Origin of the sequence: Christiangramia fulva (assembly GCF_003024155.1) — a bacterium.
Classification (GTDB): Bacteria; Bacteroidota; Bacteroidia; order Flavobacteriales; family Flavobacteriaceae; genus Christiangramia; species Christiangramia fulva.
This window is the reverse complement of sequence record NZ_CP028136.1, coordinates 1,601,640-1,619,337: the sequence shown is the minus strand read 5'-3', so window position 1 is coordinate 1,619,337 and position 17,698 is coordinate 1,601,640. Positions and strand designations below refer to the sequence as shown.

The following is a 17,698-nucleotide window of genomic DNA, read 5'->3' as shown; positions in this document are numbered from 1 at the left end:
GTTAATGATGAACATCAAGGCATTTTTTTATTTTTATTATTTTGCGATAACGCCTGTACTCTCTAAAAACATCCAACTAAATCCAAATCGAACTAAAGAAAAAAGTCGTTAGACTATGAAAAAAGCAAAAAACCTGATTTCCACGCTGGTCGTTAACAAATTCTTCTGGCAGCTTCTATTGGCCGTTTTTATGATAGGAACTGCCATTTTTTTTATCAGGAATGAACATGTGGAGCTTTTACAGATCAGGGAAAAACTGGAACAAAGCCTTCCACTTTACGTTTTGCTGGGAATTGCACTCACCATTGGCTACCTGCTGCTGCAGGCAAAAATGTATGTGCATTGCTTCCTTTCACTGGGCAAAAAGGTACCTGTCATGGTAGCTTTACGTCTTTTTCTGAAAAGAAATTTCATTAGCGTTTTTCTACCCGCAGGAGGTTTTTCTTCTTTGGCATTTTTTACAGGAGAAATTGAAGAGCGGGAGGTATCGAAATCCCAGATACATTTAGCTTCCACCATTTTTGGTTTCGTCGGAATTCTATCGGTAGTGGTGGTAGCCATTCCTATCATGGCTTTTGCTGTTTTCGCCTACCAGTTACAATCGGCTGAATTATGGGGGTTCGGCTTCCTTTTGCTGCTCTCGTTTTGTTTCGTGATTTTCATTTTTTCCGTAGCAAAAAAAGGCAAAGCCTATCACTGGCTGGGGCGCATTAGGCCTTCCATGAAAATACTGCTTGACGAAATGATCGAGCAGCAGATCAACCGCAAGCAGCTATGGCTGGTGTTACTTACTTCCATCATTATTGAGTTCATAGGGATCTTTCATCTTTATATAGCTATGCTGGCACTTGGTTTCGAGCCTTCCTGGCCAGCCGCAATTATTGGCTACATTGTCATGGTCATGCTGCTTATAGCCTCACCTTTTTTACGAGGACTTGGAGCCATTGAAGTTTCCCTGACCTTTATCCTCGGGCAATTTGGTTTCGACCTCCTGGCGGCAGTGGCTATTACCCTGCTCTACCGTTTCTTCGAATTCTGGTTGCCCCTGGTGATAGGGATGTTCAGTTTTATTTCTAAAAAGGATAATCTACTGCTGCGCATTTTACCCGCCTTTATAATATTTATTCTCGGGCTGGTGAACATAATTTCAGCCATTACCCCTGCCCTTCCTGCCAGGCTCCGGTTAATGAAAGGTCTTATCCCCGAAGAATTGCTGGCCACCTCGAATGCCCTGGTCATGGTCTTTGGCCTTATTCTGGTGATCCTAAGCTTCTTCCTTTTCAAAGGTTCAAAAAGGGCCTGGATCCTGGGAGTTAGCCTGACGCTATTTTCGGCTTTCGGACATTTACTGAAAGGAGCCGATTACGAAGAGGCCAGTTTAGCCTTTATAGCACTGGCAATCTTGCTCTATACCAGAAGGTTCTATAAACTAAAGCCCCATCCAAAGTTTACCAGGATTAGCTTTTTGGCATTGCTCTACAGCCTTGTGGCCCTACTGTCTTTTGGCGTCATAAGCCTGTATTTCATTAATAAGCGCCACTTCGGGATCGATTTTGAACTTTGGGCTTCAATTAAAAGCATTTTTAAGTTGTTCTTTCTCTTTGACAGCAGCGGTTTAGAGCCCCAAACAGCTTTTGCGAGGCATTTTCTTACGACCATGTATATCTCGGGAGGTGCCGTTCTGGCCTTTATTTTCTCCAGCCTGCTTCGACCCTACATCAGCACGCCCTATAATTCAGAAGAGGAAAAAGTACTGGCACAGCAACTGGTGGAGAAATACGGAAATTCGGCGCTCGATTACTTTAAGACCTATGCCGACAAATTTTTCTTCTTCGCCAGTGACCGCGACGGCTTCATTTCTTTTAAAATCACCCGTCATTTTGCCTTTGTCCTGGAAAATCCGGTCTGCAAAGATGAAGTGGCCATGGAAGTCCTTATCAGCGAATTCGATTCTTTTTGCGAAGCCAATGGTTTTATAAGTGTCTTTTACCGCGTCCCACAGAATAGCCTTGAAGTGTATAAAAATCTGAATAAAAAATCACTCCCCATTGGAGAAGAAGCGGTGGTAGAACTGACCGATTTCAAGCTGGAAGGCGGTAAAATGAAAACCACCCGCAGCGCTATAAACAGGCTGACCTCAGAAGGTTTTGGGATTAAGATCTATACTCCGCCCATCAAGGAAGGACTTCTGCAAAAGCTCGAGCAGGTATCAGATAATTGGCTGGAAGAATTAGGGCAAAAGGAAATCGCCTTTACCCAGGGTATCTTTGATGCCGGAATTTTAAAGAACCAAACCATTATCACCGTTGAAGATCAGGAAGAAAAAGTCTATGCTTTTTTAAACTTAATTCCCGATTATGTACCCGGTGAAGCTACTTATGACCTCATCAGGAAGGTTGGGGACGCACCCAATGGCGTATTGGATATGCTAATGGCAAAAACATTCCTTTACCTTAAAGAGCAGGGTTTCCGGGGAGTGAATATAGGTCTTGCTCCTCTTTCCGGAATAGAAGGCATAAACCTGACCGAAAAAAGCATTAAATACGCCTACGAAAATCTGAGGCCTTTTGACCATTTTAAAGGCCTGCGCAAATACAAAGACAAATTTGGACCGAGATGGGAGAAAAAATACCTTATCTATACCCACAGCTATCATCTCCTGCAGGTTCCAAATGCATTAAAACGAGTTTCTGAGGGAAACTAAAATTGCCGGCGCGCTATTTCTGTATTTTTCACTTTAAAAAACCTAAGCAGATATTTCAAATTCAATAAGGTTGAAAAGAATTGTTATTTTATAATTAATAATGATAATTCCAATAAATTCCCGTAAATTCAAAAAAAAGATCGAATTGGAACAAAATTTTCAATTAAGAATTTCCTGATTAATTCCCTGACTATCTCCCGGACGCCCGTTCACTGCTCTGATTTATTGAAAGGTAATTTCTAAAAAGATATTTATTTCTATGACTGGTTACCTTAAACTACCTTCCCTATGATGAAACTATATATAAAATATATGGTGAGCTTACGATGCAAAATGGTGGTAAAAGAAGAATTAAAAAAACTTGGCCTTAACTATGTAAGCGTAGATCTGGGCACCATTGAAATATTGGAAAGTATTACAACCGCCCAAAAAGAAGAACTCAAACGCAACCTTTTAAAATTTGGTCTGGAACTGCTCGATGACAAAAAGAATATTTTAATTGAAAAAATTAAAACCCTAATCATAGAAATGATCCATTTTTCTGAAGAAGTGCCTAAAGTAAATTATTCAGATTATATCAGCGAAAAACTGGGATATGACTATACCTATTTATCTAATATTTTTTCTGAAGTTAAAGGCATAACCATTCAACAATACATTATTTCCCATAAAATCGAGCGCGTAAAAGTATTATTGCTTTACGACGAATTAAATCTAACCGAAATTTCTTACCAGTTAAATTATAGCAGTGTAGCCCATTTGTCCAATCAGTTTAAGAAAATTACGGGCCTCACACCTTCATATTATAAAAAGATCAAAAAAAAACGCAACAGAAATCTGGAAGACCTGTGAATTGTATAAGATTATTAATTGCCTATGTAATTAATTATTAATCATTTTTGAGGAAATTGCATCACTTTCTAAACCTATAAACTTTTGAATTTTGGGGAGCAGATGAAGGAAATTAGGGAATCCAACAAATGCATTTAAAAGTCTTATGATAATACATAAGGCTTTTTTTTTCGCAAATTTTAGAAAAAACGCAGATTTTTTTCCGCCGCTTCAAAACTTATAAAAAGGTGATGTGAGAAAACTATAAGTCTTTCCCATTTAGGTGTAATATATTTCCTGCTAAAATAACCACCTTTAAGTATGAGAAGGGAAAAATATCTTTTAACCATAAAAATAATAAGGCATGGAAACTGAAATAGAAAAATCCAGGAGCTTTATTGTTGTTGAGATTATTGAGTATGTCCCCAATGCTGTTGTAATTAAAACAATAATAAAAAAGACATCGGGAAATGTAAGTGCCGTCTCCTTTGATTCAGGTGAAAATTTAACCGAAAAGGTTTCCCCTTTTGATACGTTTATTCAAATCATAGAAGGAAAAGCAGAGATCTGGATCGATGATCTTTCACAAATTCTTGAAACCGGCGAATCCATAATTATTCCCGCTCACTCTCGAAATAGCATCAAAGCAAATGAAAGATTTAAAATGATCTCCACAATTATTAAAAGTGGTTATGATTAAATAATACCGTGAAGTGAACGATCAAAACCATCTTTTAACTCTGTGCGTAAATATGGAAAAGACAAATGAAAAAATCTGGAAATATTGAAGCTCACAAGAAGGTGGCCGTTATTGTCGCCCATCCCGATGATGAAACCTTGTGGTGCGGAGGCCTGATCTTGTCAAACCCGCACCATGAATGGTTTATCGCCTGTCTATCCAGGGAAAATGATTTTGACAGAGCCCCAAAATTTAAAAAGGCATTGACAATTTTTAAGGCGGGAGGAAGAATGAATGATCTTGATGACAGCCCCCTTCAGCCGCCGCTCTCAATGAAAGACGTAAAAACTTCGATTATGGAAATTCTCCCCAATGATGGTTTTGATCTAATCATTACGCATAATCCTTCGGGAGAATATACAAGACATAGAAGACATGAAGAGGTGAGCAAAGCAGTGATAGAGTTATGGTATAACCAAAGAATTCGAACCAAAGAATTATGGACTTTTGCCTATGAAGATGGGGATAAGAAATATCTTCCAATACCTCAAAAAAAAGCCACGATTCATAAGAAGCTTACGAACCAAATTTTTGATCTTAAGTATAAACTGATTACCCAAACCTATGGGTTTTTACCCGATAGCTTTGAAGCATTGAGCACTCCAAAAGAAGAAGCCTTTTGGAAATTTGAAACTCCTTTAGATGCTTTCATCTGGCTGAAACAGGGAGGCATCCAAAAATAATTATTATAAAATGAAAGTCCTGGTAATGTATGATTATCCTCCGTCTCCGGGTGGCTTAGCTACCCAGGGAGATCTTCTTTACCAGGGCCTTCTTGAACTTGGAATAGATGCCCATGCTGTCAATTTTGAATCAGCTCAGGAAAAAGAATGGTATTATCGCTGGTTTAAACCAGATGTGGTTGTGGGCACAGGATATTGGGGACATACTCCAGATCTGGTCATACACCCAAAAAAATTCGGATTTTTACCCGTGCCGTGGCTGGTTGCCGATGGCTATATAGCAAACTACCAGGATATTTTAAATGAATTACCTCTTATCCTGGTGACCTCCAACTGGGTGAAAGAAATGTATGTAAGGGACGGTATTAATGCAGATAATATAGAGGTACTCCCAGTGGGATGCGATACGCGGGCTTTTAAACCATTTCCAAAAAATGACCCTAAGATCCTGGCCGTAAGAGATTCATTAGGAATTTCTCCCGAACAACTTATGATCTTAACTATTGGAGGTGATGCAGCCTCGAAAGGAGCGCAGGAGGTAATGCAGGCCCTTTCAAGAATAGATTCTCCTGCTCTAAACTGGAAATATGTTTGTAAAGTATGGCCTCAGGCCAGAACCAGGGCTCAAAATAAAATTGACCTTCAAATGGCGGAAGATCTCGGGTTAAAAAATAAGGTCGTCTATGCAACCAGCAAAACTTCCAGGAATTTTATGCCTTACCTCATAGGAGCCTGTGATATTTATGCAGCTCCCTCCAGGCTGGAAGGTTTCGGAATGCCACAGGTGGAAGCAGGAGCCTGCGGGAAACCCGTCATAGGAATACGCGCGATGGGCATGCTGGATACTCTCATTCATAATAAAACTGCCCTTCTGGCCGAAATTGGAAAAAAGATAGTTGTCAACCATGTGGTTTTGGGAAAAGAATCTGGTTTTGAAAAAAATCATATCGTAGAATTCAAAATTCCGAGAACCGTGGACTACCGGGCCGATTCTAAAGAGATTGCCATTCACCTGTCGAGACTTATGAACAATGAAAATTTGAGAAATGAAATGGGAAAAAACGGTAGAGAACACGTGATAGCTAATTTTGATTACCGCGTAGTTGCGCAAAAGTTTATTCGAATAGTTCAGGATAAGCTTGGAATTACATAAAAAGAAACATGAAATTAGAGAATAAGGAATTAATTGAAGGTGCGAAAAAAGCAGCCCTGGAAGTACTTCTGCATAATGCAGAAGGTCCGTTTAATAATCTTCCAAGAACTGCAGGCTGGGGTTATCCCGAACCTTATACCCGCGATCTTTTAATTTCGGTTTTGGGAATTGCAGCAACAAAAAATCCTGTCTTGATAAACAGTATGCGCAAAGTCCTGGAAACTCTTTCTCTTAACCAATCTAAAAAAGGACATATTCCCTCACTTGTTCACGACAAAGATGATCGGGGAGCCAGCGATACTACCCCATTGTTCTTAATTGCTGTCGCAATTTTCAGAGAAATTATAAATGAACCATATTTTCTTAAAGATGCTGTGAATAAAGCTCTTTTATGGATGGATTATCAGAGCCCGTCAGACCGATACCTGGTGGCTCAACAACCTACGAGTGATTGGCGGGATGAGCAGTGGGTGCCAGGCTATGGCCTTTTTGTAAATACACTTGTTTACACTTATCTTAAATTATTGGGAGTACATGATAAAGCTGAAAACCTCCGTAATAAAATGGAAAGTTTCACTATTACCGCTGCCGAAGCTCATCATCATGTACATGAAGGCCTTGCGGTAAAAAATAAGCCATATTATGCTTTTTGGTCTTATAAGATGTATAGCAGTGAACGATTTGACCTTTTAGGAAACAGTTTAGCGATATTGTCGGGAATCGCCCCCCGTTCCAGAGCAATAGCAATGACTTCATGGATTGAAAAAGAATGTCAGTTCATGGTAAAAAAGGGCGAACTTGCTCCAGGGCTCACTCCTAATTTTTTTCCATATATAAAACCCGGAGAAATAGACTGGCATCCCAGATACGAGAATTTTAATCAACCGGGTGAATATCATAATGGTGGCGTATGGCCTTTTATTTCGGGATTTTATATTGCTGCTTTGGTAGCAGTGGGGAAATTTGCGCTGGCAGAAAGAAAATTACTGGACCTTACAAAAACAATCAAACTTTCCCGTAAGCCTGAGCTTGAGTATGGCTTCAATGAATGGTATAAAGCTCAAAATGGTAAACCCATGGGCCAGGACTGGCAAACCTGGAGCGCCTCCAATTATTTATATGCCGCAAAATGCGTCGAAGATAAAAGCACTCCGTTTTTTGACAAGATCAGGCAATGACTTTCAAACCTATTTTACTGAAAACATGTGAAATATGTAAATTTAGACCGCTTATTTACAGTTTTTTATCAGCATTTTTTGGTAGCTTAACTGATTGCTGTTTAGCAAGTTAATTTAAAATCAAAAAAAATGTCTAAGGGAAAAAAAGTGCACTCTAAGTCTGATAAAACAAAGCCATCATTGAACCTAAAGGAAAAAAGGGCGGCAAAAGAAGCTAAACGCAAAGATAAAGGCGGCAGCCACGGCCTTTTTAATACCCCATAAAAATTCAGAAAATGAAGCTTGCTTACATAGGAACGTATCCTCCCAGAGAATGCGGAATAGGAACTTTTACACAACACCTAACCAAATCTATGTTAGGGTCAATTATAACCGGCCACACTGAGAATGAGATCTTAGTAGTAGCCATGGATGATAATGACCAAAAATATCAGTACCCTCCCGAAGTAAAATTCAGTATTTGCCAGGAACAGCAAACAGATTATGTGGAAGCCGCAAACTTTATTAACCTCAGCGGTTCAGACATTTGTATTCTTCAACATGAGTTCGGCATTTATGGAGGATTAAGCGGGGTTTATATCCTTCCTCTTTTACACAGGCTGGAAATCCCTTTTATCGTGACCCTTCATACTATTTTAAATTCGCCTTCATACAGTGAAAAAGTGATCCTGAAGGAGATTTGCAAGATGGCCGATAAAATAGTGGTCATGAGCCAAAAAGCTATTTTTTTTCTCACTTCAATTTATGAAGTCCCCGCTGAAAAGATCGTTTTGATTGAGCATGGTGTGCCCGACATTCATTTTGATAAACAGCAATCGAAAAAAGAATTCAAACTTGAAAATAAAAAACTCCTTTTAACCTTTGGTTTCATTGGCAGGAATAAAGGTATTGAAACGGTTATAAAAGCGCTGCCCGATGTCATTGAAGAACATCCCGAAGTACTCTATATAGTATTGGGGAAAACCCATCCAAATGTGTTAAGACACGCAGGTGAAGAATACCGCAATTTTCTCCTGCTTTTAATAAAAGACCTGAACCTCCAGGCACATGTATTATTGCTCAATGATTTCATTGGGGAAAAAGATCTTTTTAAATACCTCAGCGCCAGTGATATTTACATTACACCATATCTACATGAAGCACAGATCACCAGCGGAACACTTTCTTACGCCATGGGAGCAGGTTGTGCAGTGGTTTCAACACCCTATTGGCATGCTGCTGAATTACTTACGGAAGAAAGGGGAAGACTTTTCCCATTTAACAATCCGAATGAGCTTGCCGTAGTCCTGAAAGATCTATTGACTCATCCCAAAACTCTCAAAAAAATACAAAAAGCCGCTTACCAATATGGTGAAAAGATAACCTGGCCAAAAACAGGTAAAAAATATCTGCATCTTTGCAATAGTTTACTCGCTTTCCCCAAAGCAAAACCTGAGAAAAAAGAAACTCCCATAGATCTTCTTCTCTTACCACCATTTTCCCTTACTCATATCAAGAGGCTAACCGATGATACCGGGATCATTCAACATGCCAAATTCGGAATTCCAAACCTCAAAGAAGGTTATTGCTTGGATGATAATTCTCGGGCTCTGTTAATGGTCTTAATGGCTTACAAACAGAAAAAAGATATCGTGGCTTTAAAGTTCATGCCTATATATCTGAGCTATATCCATTACATGCAAAATAAAGACGGAACATTTCGGAATTTTTTGAGCTTCAACAGGCAGTTTCTGGATGAGCTAGGTTCTGAAGATTCCTTTGGAAGAACGATATGGGCAATTGGTTATTTGATAGGAAATGCTCCTAACGATGCCTATTATCAAATGGGAAAACTTGTATTTTTTGATGCCGTTCCCAATTTTGAAAAGCTTACTTCCATTCGCGGTATAGCCAATACAATTATAGGGATTTGCTATTACCTTAAAACAAATCCAAATGACGAATCCATCAAGGAGATCTTAAACAATCTTAGCTATAAACTTATAGAGCATTACAATGCCAATTGTTCTATGAACTGGAAATGGTTTGAATCCCTTCTCGCTTACGATAATGGTATTTTACCGCTGGCACTTTTGCATTCGGCACAGGTAAACGCTAATTCGGAGATCACTACGGTAGCTATGGAAACCATGAATTTTTTAACAGAACATACCCTGAAAGACGGAGCCCTCTCAATAATCGGAAATAAAAAATGGTATGTAAAAGAGGGTGAACGCTCTTTCTTTGCCCAGCAACCCGTAGATGCCATGGCGATGGTATTGATGTTTCACCAGGCCTTTCTGTTAACCGGTGAGAAAGAATATCTTCATAAACTCTTTACTTCCTTTATGTGGTTTCTCGGTGAAAATGATCTGAGAATGAGCCTGTATGATTTCGAGACCAAAGGTTGTTGTGACGGGTTTGAAAATTATGGGGTCAACCGTAATCAGGGGGCCGAAAGTTCTTTGGCTTATCTTATTGCATATTTAACTGTTCTGCAGGCTCATGAAGAATTTTATCAAATCAATGAGCCAAAAATACAGGAAAAGGAAACGGTCACCCTGGATGATATCACTAATCAATGAGAATTGCCATTTTAGCACCAATAGCGTGGAGGACTCCACCAGAAGGTTATGGTCCCTGGGAACAGGTGGCTTCAACCATAACCGAGGCTTTAGTTAAAAAAGGATATGAAGTAAGCCTTTTTGCCAGTGGAAATTCAATTACCTCAGCCCGTTTAGAGGCTATTTGCGAGCTACCTTACGAAACCGATAAAAATTCTGATCCCAAGGTTCTGGAATGTCTGCATATCAGTAACTTAATGGAGCAGGCTGAAGATTTTGATATTATTCACAATCATTTCGATTTTCTTCCCCTAACCTATACCCGGCTTATCGAAACGCCCATGATCACCACCATTCATGGCTTTTCCTCTCCTAAAATACTACCGGTTTACAAAAAATATGACTCTTCAGTCGCCTATATTTCCATTTCAAATGCTAACAGGCATAAGGATCTGAACTATTTAGATACCATCTATCATGGTGTGGATCCGGCCCATTTTACCTTCCGAAGAAAAAAAGAAGATTATTTGCTGTATTTTGGAAGGATACATCCGGAGAAAGGTCTGCACGCAGCCATCGAAATTGCAGAAAAGTCGGGTTATGATCTAAAAATAGCCGGTCTCATTCAGGATGAAAATTATTTCAGAAATGAAATTGAACCCAGCATCAATGGCAGAAATATTGAATATCTCGGAAATTTAGGAAAAGACGAGCGCGATAAAATTCTTGGAGGAGCAAAGGCTTTACTTCATCCTATATTTTTTGAAGAACCTTTTGGATTAAGCGTACTTGAGGCCATGATGTGCGGGACACCTGTAATCGCATTTTCCAGGGGCAGCATGCCGGAACTTATTAAAAATGGGGTCACCGGATTTTTAGTTCATACCATCAAAGAAGCGGTAACTGCTGTGAGGAAACTCGGGGAGATCGAACCTGCCAGTTGCAGACTTCACGCAGAAACGAATTTTAGTTTGGAGAAAATGATCACTTCTTATATAAAAGCCTATAAAACGGTAATTAAGCATTATTAAAGGCCATTATTCACCAAGAGCTGTGAAAAGTTCTTCCAGATCTACTACTGCATAGGTTGAAGAATAATCGGAAACTGCATAGGGCAAAATAAGGCTTTTATTATGAATTAAAGATCCGCAGGAGTACACCACATTGGGAACATAGCCATTTCTTTCTTCTTCTAAAGGCATTAGTATTGGTTCCTCCAGCCGGCCAATTTCTTTGGAAGGATCATTGAGATCCATAAGGGACGCTCCAATACTGTAACGCCGCATGGGACCTACCCCGTGAGTAATGATAAGCCATCCCTTTTCAGTCCATAAAGGGGAACCGCAATTACCTATTTGTGTGAATTCCCAGGGATATTTTGGTTCCTGGATCATAATTGGATTATTCCAAAGAGTGGTTCTTTCCGAATACATCAGGTAATTATTTACTCCATCAATTCTGGAAAGCATGGCGTATTTTCCTTTTATTTTTGCAGGAAATAAGGCGAGATTTTTATTGCGCGCTCCATTGCCGTGTAAAGGCATAATTCTAAAGCTGTAAAAATCTTCAGTTAAAACTAATTTTGGCAAAATAGTATGACCATTGTAAGCGGTATAAGTAGCATATACCTTTACCTGTTCATCTTCGGTAAACCGAACGAATCTGGCATCTTCAATCCCGCGGCTCTCAGATTCAGAAATGGGAAAAATCACTCTTTCTGTGAGATCAGAATCCTTATGAAACTGTATATCATAAAAAGAATCTACCAGCCAGGTCATTTCTTCAAGGGCAATTCTTCTGGATGAAGAAATGTCTTTATTATTTAACAACATTCCCACAGAATTTTTAAAAGAATAATATTCAAATTTTTCGGGAAGATTATCCATAATGCTGCTGGTATACTTTTCCGGAATTCGCATTTCTTTTAACTTCTTTACGAACCTGCTTTTATCATATAGGGTTTTATGGGATATTTCGGCCATGTCTACATAGTCGCCCACTTTGGAAAGATGAAGGTCATTATTTGCATCGAGGATGCCTCTTCTAAAAACGATCGATGAAATATGGCCTTCACCGGTTGCCCGGAAGGAAAGGATCACTCTTTTTTCACCTTTTTCAAGATAAGACTGGTCAAAATCTTCAATTATTGACGGATTGAAAAATGCAGCAGATTCCAGAGAATACTCCATCGTACAATAAGAGCCGATGAGCATTTTCCGTTCATCGGAAAGAGCTTCAAAATCGACCTGCATCTTTTCAATAATCCCGCGTATGTTATTGCAATGCTTAAAAAAGATCTTTGAGATATTTCTGTGCCGGCTGGAAAACTCCCTGAGTGTTTGCTCCAGGGCCTGGTTCACCTGCACTTCGGTCATCGGGAGTATTCGCTTTAATAAATTTTGCGTTCGCAGGTCCCCATTCATAAAATAGCGGGCAACAACTCTACTTGAATCAGGAAAAAAATTTACACTTTTACGCTTTACTGCGACCCTCATAGGCTATGGATAAAAAAAGAAGGTACGCATTTTCAATTAATAAGCTGTAGATAAAACAGGGAATAAACGAAGCCAATAATTATTAAATTTTAGGGTAGCCCACCAGGTTGCTTCCAGAATTTTTTTCGTTCATTAAATGGATTTTTTTGAAATAAAATACCTTTCGATTTTCTCCTGTTCCTGATGTCTCAATCGCTGTTGACGATGAAATTTTGATTTGGAAAAATGTAAAAAATGTAGCCGATCTAAAGAATTTCTCCCACTTTTTTAGGAACAGCAATTTTTTAAATCCTGCCGGATTTCTTCCAGATAAGTGATTTTCATAGGTTTTGACAGAAATCCTATAACCATACTGAATTTTTTCGCCTGGGAAGAATAATCTTCAATTGAAGAGGTCAGCATATAAATCCGGTACTGATTTTTAATATTTTCATCGAACTTATCAAATTCCCTCAAGAATTCGAATCCCGACATTGTAGGCATATTAACGTCTAAAAACAACACGGTGAGACCGGCATCAAGTTTTTGATGCCTTATATGATCCAAAGCTTCTTCAGGACTGGTAAAAAGGCTCCTCTCTGCTTCCTTATCAAACCTCTGGATCGTAAAATCGCATATTAAATTACTGGTAGAATCGTCATCAATTACCAGATATCGATAGAGCTGTCTCATTTTCTTCTTCTAATTGAATTAAGCTTTCTTTTAAAATGATTGTAAATGTAGTACCCTCGTTCACCCGGCTGTCTACTGTTATTCTTCCACCCAGCATTTGGACCTGGGTCTTCACCATGAACAATCCCATTCCCTTACCTTCAATATGGTGATGGAATCTTTTGTAAAGAGTAAATAGTTGTTCCTGTTTATTGGCAAGGTCAATACCAAGGCCATTGTCTTTAAAAGCGATGATTATAAAATCCGCTTTTCTCCTGGCACTAATCTCTATCACAGGTGCAACATCGGGTTTTCTGTATTTTATACTATTTATTATCAGATTGTAAAAGATACTGTACAGATAGGATTTTACAGAAACTATTTCATGAATGTCGCCAAAGCTGCATTTGATTTCTGCTTTTTCTTCTTTTATAACATTCTTTATACTGGATTTAATCTCATTTATCAGCAACTTCAGATCAATGCGTTCCTTTTGGGTTTTTACATCAACTTTTGCCTGGAGAATTCCGTTAAGGTCGGTGATTACAGAATCCAGCCTTTCTACATTCGAAAATATTTCCCCGAAAAGTTTTTCTTTTACCCCTTGTGGATATTCAGAATTTTGTAAAAGATCAGCGAGCCCGAGTATGTTAGCTACGGGAGAACGAAGGTTATGAGAAACAATATACGAGAATTGCTCCAGACCCTTATTTGCCGTTACCAGTTCGCGGGTATGGGCCTTAAGGGATTTATTTAGTTCCCGTAGTTTTACATCTGCCGTTTTTCGCCTTGTAATGTCTTTAAAGAAAACCGAAAGACCTTCACTGGAGGGATAGACATTCACCTCATACCAGGCAGCCGTCCCTTCAAAATAAGCTTCGAAATGTCTCCTCTGCCGGTCCTTCAGGGTAGCCTCATAATTTTTTTGAAAGGCAGTTCCCACGGCATCGGGAAAAATTTCCCATAAATTTCGTTTTAAAATAGTTTCTCTTGGACAATCCAGTAGCCTGGCAGCCTGATTGTTCCAATAAGTAACTGTCCAGTCTTCGGCTAAAGCAAAGAAGGCATCGCCAATACTTTCCAGTAAAGTTTCTTTCTCGCGTGCCGCATTCAGCACTTCCAATTCGGCACGTTTTATCTTGTCTATATCCTGAAAACTTCCACTAATTCTAATACATTTCCCGTACTCGGTTACAGGTTCTCCAATTACCCTTACCCATAATTCCCGACCTTTTGCAGTAACTATTTGAAGTTCTTCATCAAAAGCTTCATTTTCATTAATAGCCCTGCTCACTGCGTTTTTAATCCTGTCCCTATTTTTTCCTTCCTTATAAAAATCGATCCCGCTATCAATATGAGGCTTATAATCCTCCCCTACCTCATGAATTTCCCTGGTCATAGCCGACCAGTATAGCTCATTACTCACAAGATCGAAATCGAAGCTTCCAATACGCGAGAGATTGTTGGCCTTTTCAAGAAGATCTTCTAATTTCTTCTTTTCGGTAATATCCTGTATAGATCCCACAGCCCGGTAGGCTTTTCCTTTTTGATCCCTAAGAATAATTCCTTTATCTAAAACATAGGCATAATCACCATTTTTCTTCTTAAAACGGTAGTTGGCTTCCCATTTTCTTTCAGTCCCTTCTATGGCTGCATCAAGGCTTCCTGTTACCCTTGCCCGATCATCGGGATGTAAAAGCTGTTCCCAGGAAGCCAGGGTTTGATGTTCGCCGGGATCATAACCAAAAATTGACTTATAGCTGTTTCCCCAGAACAAGCTCGCGGATTCAATATTCCAGTCCCAGATAGCATCTGAAGTAGCTTCGGTGATAAGTTTATACCTTAATCTACTCTCTTTCAGGTCTTTTTCAGCCTTTACTCGTGCCGAAATATCAACTCCCGCACACTGTATTTCTGACGGATTGCCTTTGGCGTCTAACAAACACACAAAATCCCAAAGCGTAGTACGAATTCCACCCTTTTTCTTTGGCTTATCAATCTCTATCTGGAAAGCAGTTCCCGGAGCTAAAATACAACGCTCTACCAGTTCAATCACCGCCTGGTGATGGTATTCCATTATAGAAGATAAAGAAGGTTTACCAATAATCTCTTCATCGGAATAGAGCCAACCGAAATCTTTAAAGAATTTTTCATTACAATAGGTATAGTTCCCCTCCATATCTGTACGAATAATGTAATTCGTCTGAGACTTTACTATTCCTTTATATCGGGATTCACTGGTAGACAGTTTTTCGATAAAATTCTTTTCATCTGTAATATCGCGGGCTGTTTTTTCGACCTTTTCAGGTTGATTCCCCTGCCAGCTAACTATCCTTCCCTTTTCCTGTATCCATTTAATTTCACCAGATGGAGAAAGCACTCTGTATTCCAGGCTATTTTCTTTGCCTTCGTGTATGAGATCATCCTGCGCGTTCTGGAATGAATTTCTATCTTCAGGATGAATAACATTGATTATTGACTCCCAGGAAGGATTAAATGTTGATTTCTCCACACCCCATAGCTGATACATCATTTCTGAAAGAAAAAAAGTATCGGTAGATTTATCCCATTCCCAATAACCAATTTTAGCGATTTCCTGGGCAGCGGTCAATCTCGCTTCCTTCTCCTTTAATCTGGTAAGAAAATTTTCCTTTTCGGTAACGTCTAAACAAGCAACGAGTCTGCAATTATGGTTTTCATAATCAACTTTATATCCCACAATCTCTACTTTTAACGGAGTTCCATCTTTCTTTTTATGGTTAAATTTTCCGGGGCCTACAATTCCTGTTGACCTGGAAATCATTTCAAGATCCTTTTGTAAATCTGGAATATCTTCTTTTTCACGTAGATCCATTATAGTAAGATCAAGGAATTCGGCACGTGAATAACCATATGCTTTAAGAGCTACATCATTTACATCTACAATTTGAAGACTATCTCTGTCATATATCCAATACGGAATAGGACTTTTATAAAAAAGATTCCTATAGGTCTCGTGAGAAATATTCAACTGTTCCTCTATCTTCTTCCTTTCCGTAATATCGCGGATGATAGCTGTGGTTTTAGAATTTCCCTCTCTGTCTTTATAAACCGAGGAAGTTAATTCTACCGGGAATTTTACCCCACTTTTTTTGACAAATGTCAGTTCCGTATGCGCTTTACCCAGTTTTTCCCTTTGGGAAACAGCATACGCAAGGCGATGATCTTCAGGATCAACTATACCTGACCTGCCGGCCCTGCAAATTTCTTCCTCTGTCATTTCCAGCATACGGCAGGCGGCAGGATTGGCGGCCAGGATAGTCCCGTTAGGTTCAGTCACTAAAATTCCGTCAAGACTGGTTTGGTAAATAGACCGATAGCGTTCCTCAAGCTCACAGCATGGTTTTTTTTCCAATTTAGAAGTTTCCCGGGAATTTAACTGGATTGAAAGAGATTCCAGAAGAGGCAAAACTTCCTTTAAATTACCATTGCGCACGGGAAGAATGGAAAGGATATTTTCTTCGGAAATTTTTAGAGTTGGCAGGACTTCCTGAGGCGAGACCCTGGCATTATTATCCCAAAGCACCACATGTGGAGAAAATGCTTTAAGAGCGTTTTTTATTTCCTGAGGAAAGAAGATCTTACGGATATTGTATTCTTTTTCAAGGATACAGTTCTCCTCATTTTCTTCGGCAGATGAATCCTCTAAATAAAGGATTCGCAGTAGGGTTTTCAAAATTCATATAAATTAGGGCCCTATAAAGATAATAATTCCCTGTTAACTAAGAATATAATTATTAATTATATTCATGTAGGACATTTACCAAAAATACAGGATGTTTTTTGGCCGGAAAATGATTTTTATCATTTATGGCTGATATTATACTGCAGATCAACATATTATAAAACAAAAAAGCCTCTTCCCGAATAAACGGAAAAAAGCTTCTCATTGGCTGGCACTTCTCAGTGCCAACTACACATCACGCCAAAAGCGTGACAAACAACACAACTGCTCTTCAATACCAAAAAATCTATTTTACAGAGATTTTTAAGGTATTTTGCGTACTGATTAAAACTGCAATCAGCCTGCAAATATCTTTTGGGAGTAAGACGCTACTTACTGCAAATTTCAAAATTTAAACCTCCCTCTCCTGCTCAACCGCTAATCTTTCCAGCTGTTTAAATTGTTATAAACAGAAAAAGGGCTTGCAAATATAACCTATCTTTTACTTTTTAAAAAATATAAACATTCAGCTTTTTTATTCCTGGCAACCTTTTCCGAAGATGGATATTGTTTTTTTTGGTCCCGGCGGTAAATCCGTCATTGTATAGAAGAAAATCATTGGGACAAAGCCTGATGTCGATGGTAACCGGTAAAAAGAGATGAGGCGCAGGGTCGCTATTAATAAAAAAACTCCTCATTCCAGGGGGCTTGAGGAGCTTTAATATAAAAATGGAATTCTAGTTATCGTCTCCGATCTCTTCGATCTTATTATCAATCTCCTTATTCACTTCCGCGTCTACTTTTTTGGCTGAACGTTCCAGAATACCTTCCTTGTTTTCTGTTTTGGTTTCCTTTACTACAGTAGTCTCTTTTACTGTGTCTGTACAAGAGGTTAAAACGAAAATTCCAAAAGAAAACACTGCAACTAATATTTTAAATTTCATGATCCTGATTTTAAGGGGTTAAGGGACGAAGGTATAGCTAATAATCTCTCCCTCACTTCTTTTGGCAGGAAATT

14 protein-coding genes are annotated in these 17,698 nt (G+C 39.0%); 9 read left to right on the top strand and 5 right to left on the bottom strand.

Translation table 11 applies throughout. The annotated features are described in order from the left end of the window. The first annotated feature begins 115 nt into the window (after positions 1–115). The 9 genes from C7S20_RS07455 to C7S20_RS07420 all read left to right on the top strand — a co-directional run bounded on the left by C7S20_RS07455 (position 116) and on the right by C7S20_RS07420 (position 10,862). Positions 116–2,704, top strand: coding sequence for a phosphatidylglycerol lysyltransferase domain-containing protein (locus C7S20_RS07455; RefSeq protein ID WP_107011897.1), 2,589 nt, complete (start codon positions 116–118; stop codon positions 2,702–2,704). A 291-nt stretch (positions 2,705–2,995) separates the two neighbouring features. Further along, positions 2,996–3,556 carry a helix-turn-helix domain-containing protein gene (locus C7S20_RS07450; protein ID WP_107014136.1) on the top strand — a complete coding sequence of 187 codons (561 nt, stop codon included), beginning with the start codon at positions 2,996–2,998 and terminating at the stop codon, positions 3,554–3,556. Positions 3,557–3,899: 343 nt separating this feature from the next. Next, positions 3,900–4,235, top strand: coding sequence for a cupin domain-containing protein (locus C7S20_RS07445; RefSeq protein WP_107011896.1), 336 nt, complete (start codon positions 3,900–3,902; stop codon positions 4,233–4,235). Positions 4,236–4,300: 65 nt separating this feature from the next. Next, positions 4,301–4,957: a PIG-L deacetylase family protein gene (locus tag C7S20_RS07440; RefSeq protein ID WP_107011895.1), complete on the top strand. Its 657-nt coding sequence runs from the start codon at positions 4,301–4,303 to the stop codon at positions 4,955–4,957. A 10-nt stretch (positions 4,958–4,967) separates the two neighbouring features. Further along, entirely contained in the window at positions 4,968–6,110 is a 1,143-nt protein-coding gene (locus C7S20_RS07435) for a glycosyltransferase family 4 protein (RefSeq protein ID WP_107011894.1), read from the top strand. 8 nt (positions 6,111–6,118) lie between these two features. Further along, positions 6,119–7,288, top strand: coding sequence for a glycoside hydrolase 100 family protein (locus tag C7S20_RS07430; protein WP_107011893.1), 1,170 nt, complete (start codon positions 6,119–6,121; stop codon positions 7,286–7,288). 129 nt (positions 7,289–7,417) lie between these two features. Continuing rightward, positions 7,418–7,552, top strand: coding sequence for a hypothetical protein (locus tag C7S20_RS19880; protein WP_257791350.1), 135 nt, complete (start codon positions 7,418–7,420; stop codon positions 7,550–7,552). 11 nt (positions 7,553–7,563) lie between these two features. Further along, positions 7,564–9,852 (top strand): glycosyltransferase family 4 protein, encoded by a 2,289-nt coding sequence (locus tag C7S20_RS07425; RefSeq protein WP_107011892.1) that lies wholly within the window; start codon positions 7,564–7,566, stop codon positions 9,850–9,852. After that, positions 9,849–10,862, top strand: coding sequence for a glycosyltransferase family 4 protein (locus C7S20_RS07420; RefSeq protein WP_107011891.1), 1,014 nt, complete (start codon positions 9,849–9,851; stop codon positions 10,860–10,862). Before C7S20_RS07425 ends, C7S20_RS07420 begins: the two co-directional genes overlap by 4 nt. Positions 10,863–10,868: 6 nt before the next feature. Here C7S20_RS07420 and C7S20_RS07415 read toward each other — a convergent pair whose 3' ends face one another. The 5 genes from C7S20_RS07415 to C7S20_RS07390 form a co-directional block, all read right to left on the bottom strand. After that, positions 10,869–12,206, bottom strand: a complete 1,338-nt coding sequence (locus C7S20_RS07415) for a glycoside hydrolase family 130 protein (protein ID WP_227009120.1) — start codon at positions 12,204–12,206, stop codon at positions 10,869–10,871. A gap of 387 nt (positions 12,207–12,593) precedes the next feature. Continuing rightward, complete coding sequence (locus C7S20_RS07405) at positions 12,594–12,998, bottom strand: response regulator (RefSeq protein WP_107011888.1); 405 nt, start codon at positions 12,996–12,998, stop codon at positions 12,594–12,596. After that, positions 12,967–16,692, bottom strand: coding sequence for a PAS domain S-box protein (locus C7S20_RS07400; RefSeq protein ID WP_107011887.1), 3,726 nt, complete (start codon positions 16,690–16,692; stop codon positions 12,967–12,969). The genes C7S20_RS07405 and C7S20_RS07400 overlap by 32 nt, the downstream gene beginning before the upstream one ends. Positions 16,693–17,189: 497 nt before the next feature. Further along, positions 17,190–17,378: a hypothetical protein gene (locus tag C7S20_RS07395; protein ID WP_107011886.1), complete on the bottom strand. Its 189-nt coding sequence runs from the start codon at positions 17,376–17,378 to the stop codon at positions 17,190–17,192. Between the two features lie 39 nt (positions 17,379–17,417). After that, on the bottom strand, positions 17,418–17,624 hold the full coding sequence (locus C7S20_RS07390) for a hypothetical protein (protein WP_107011885.1): 207 nt from the start codon (positions 17,622–17,624) through the stop codon (positions 17,418–17,420). Positions 17,625–17,698 lie beyond the last annotated feature (74 nt).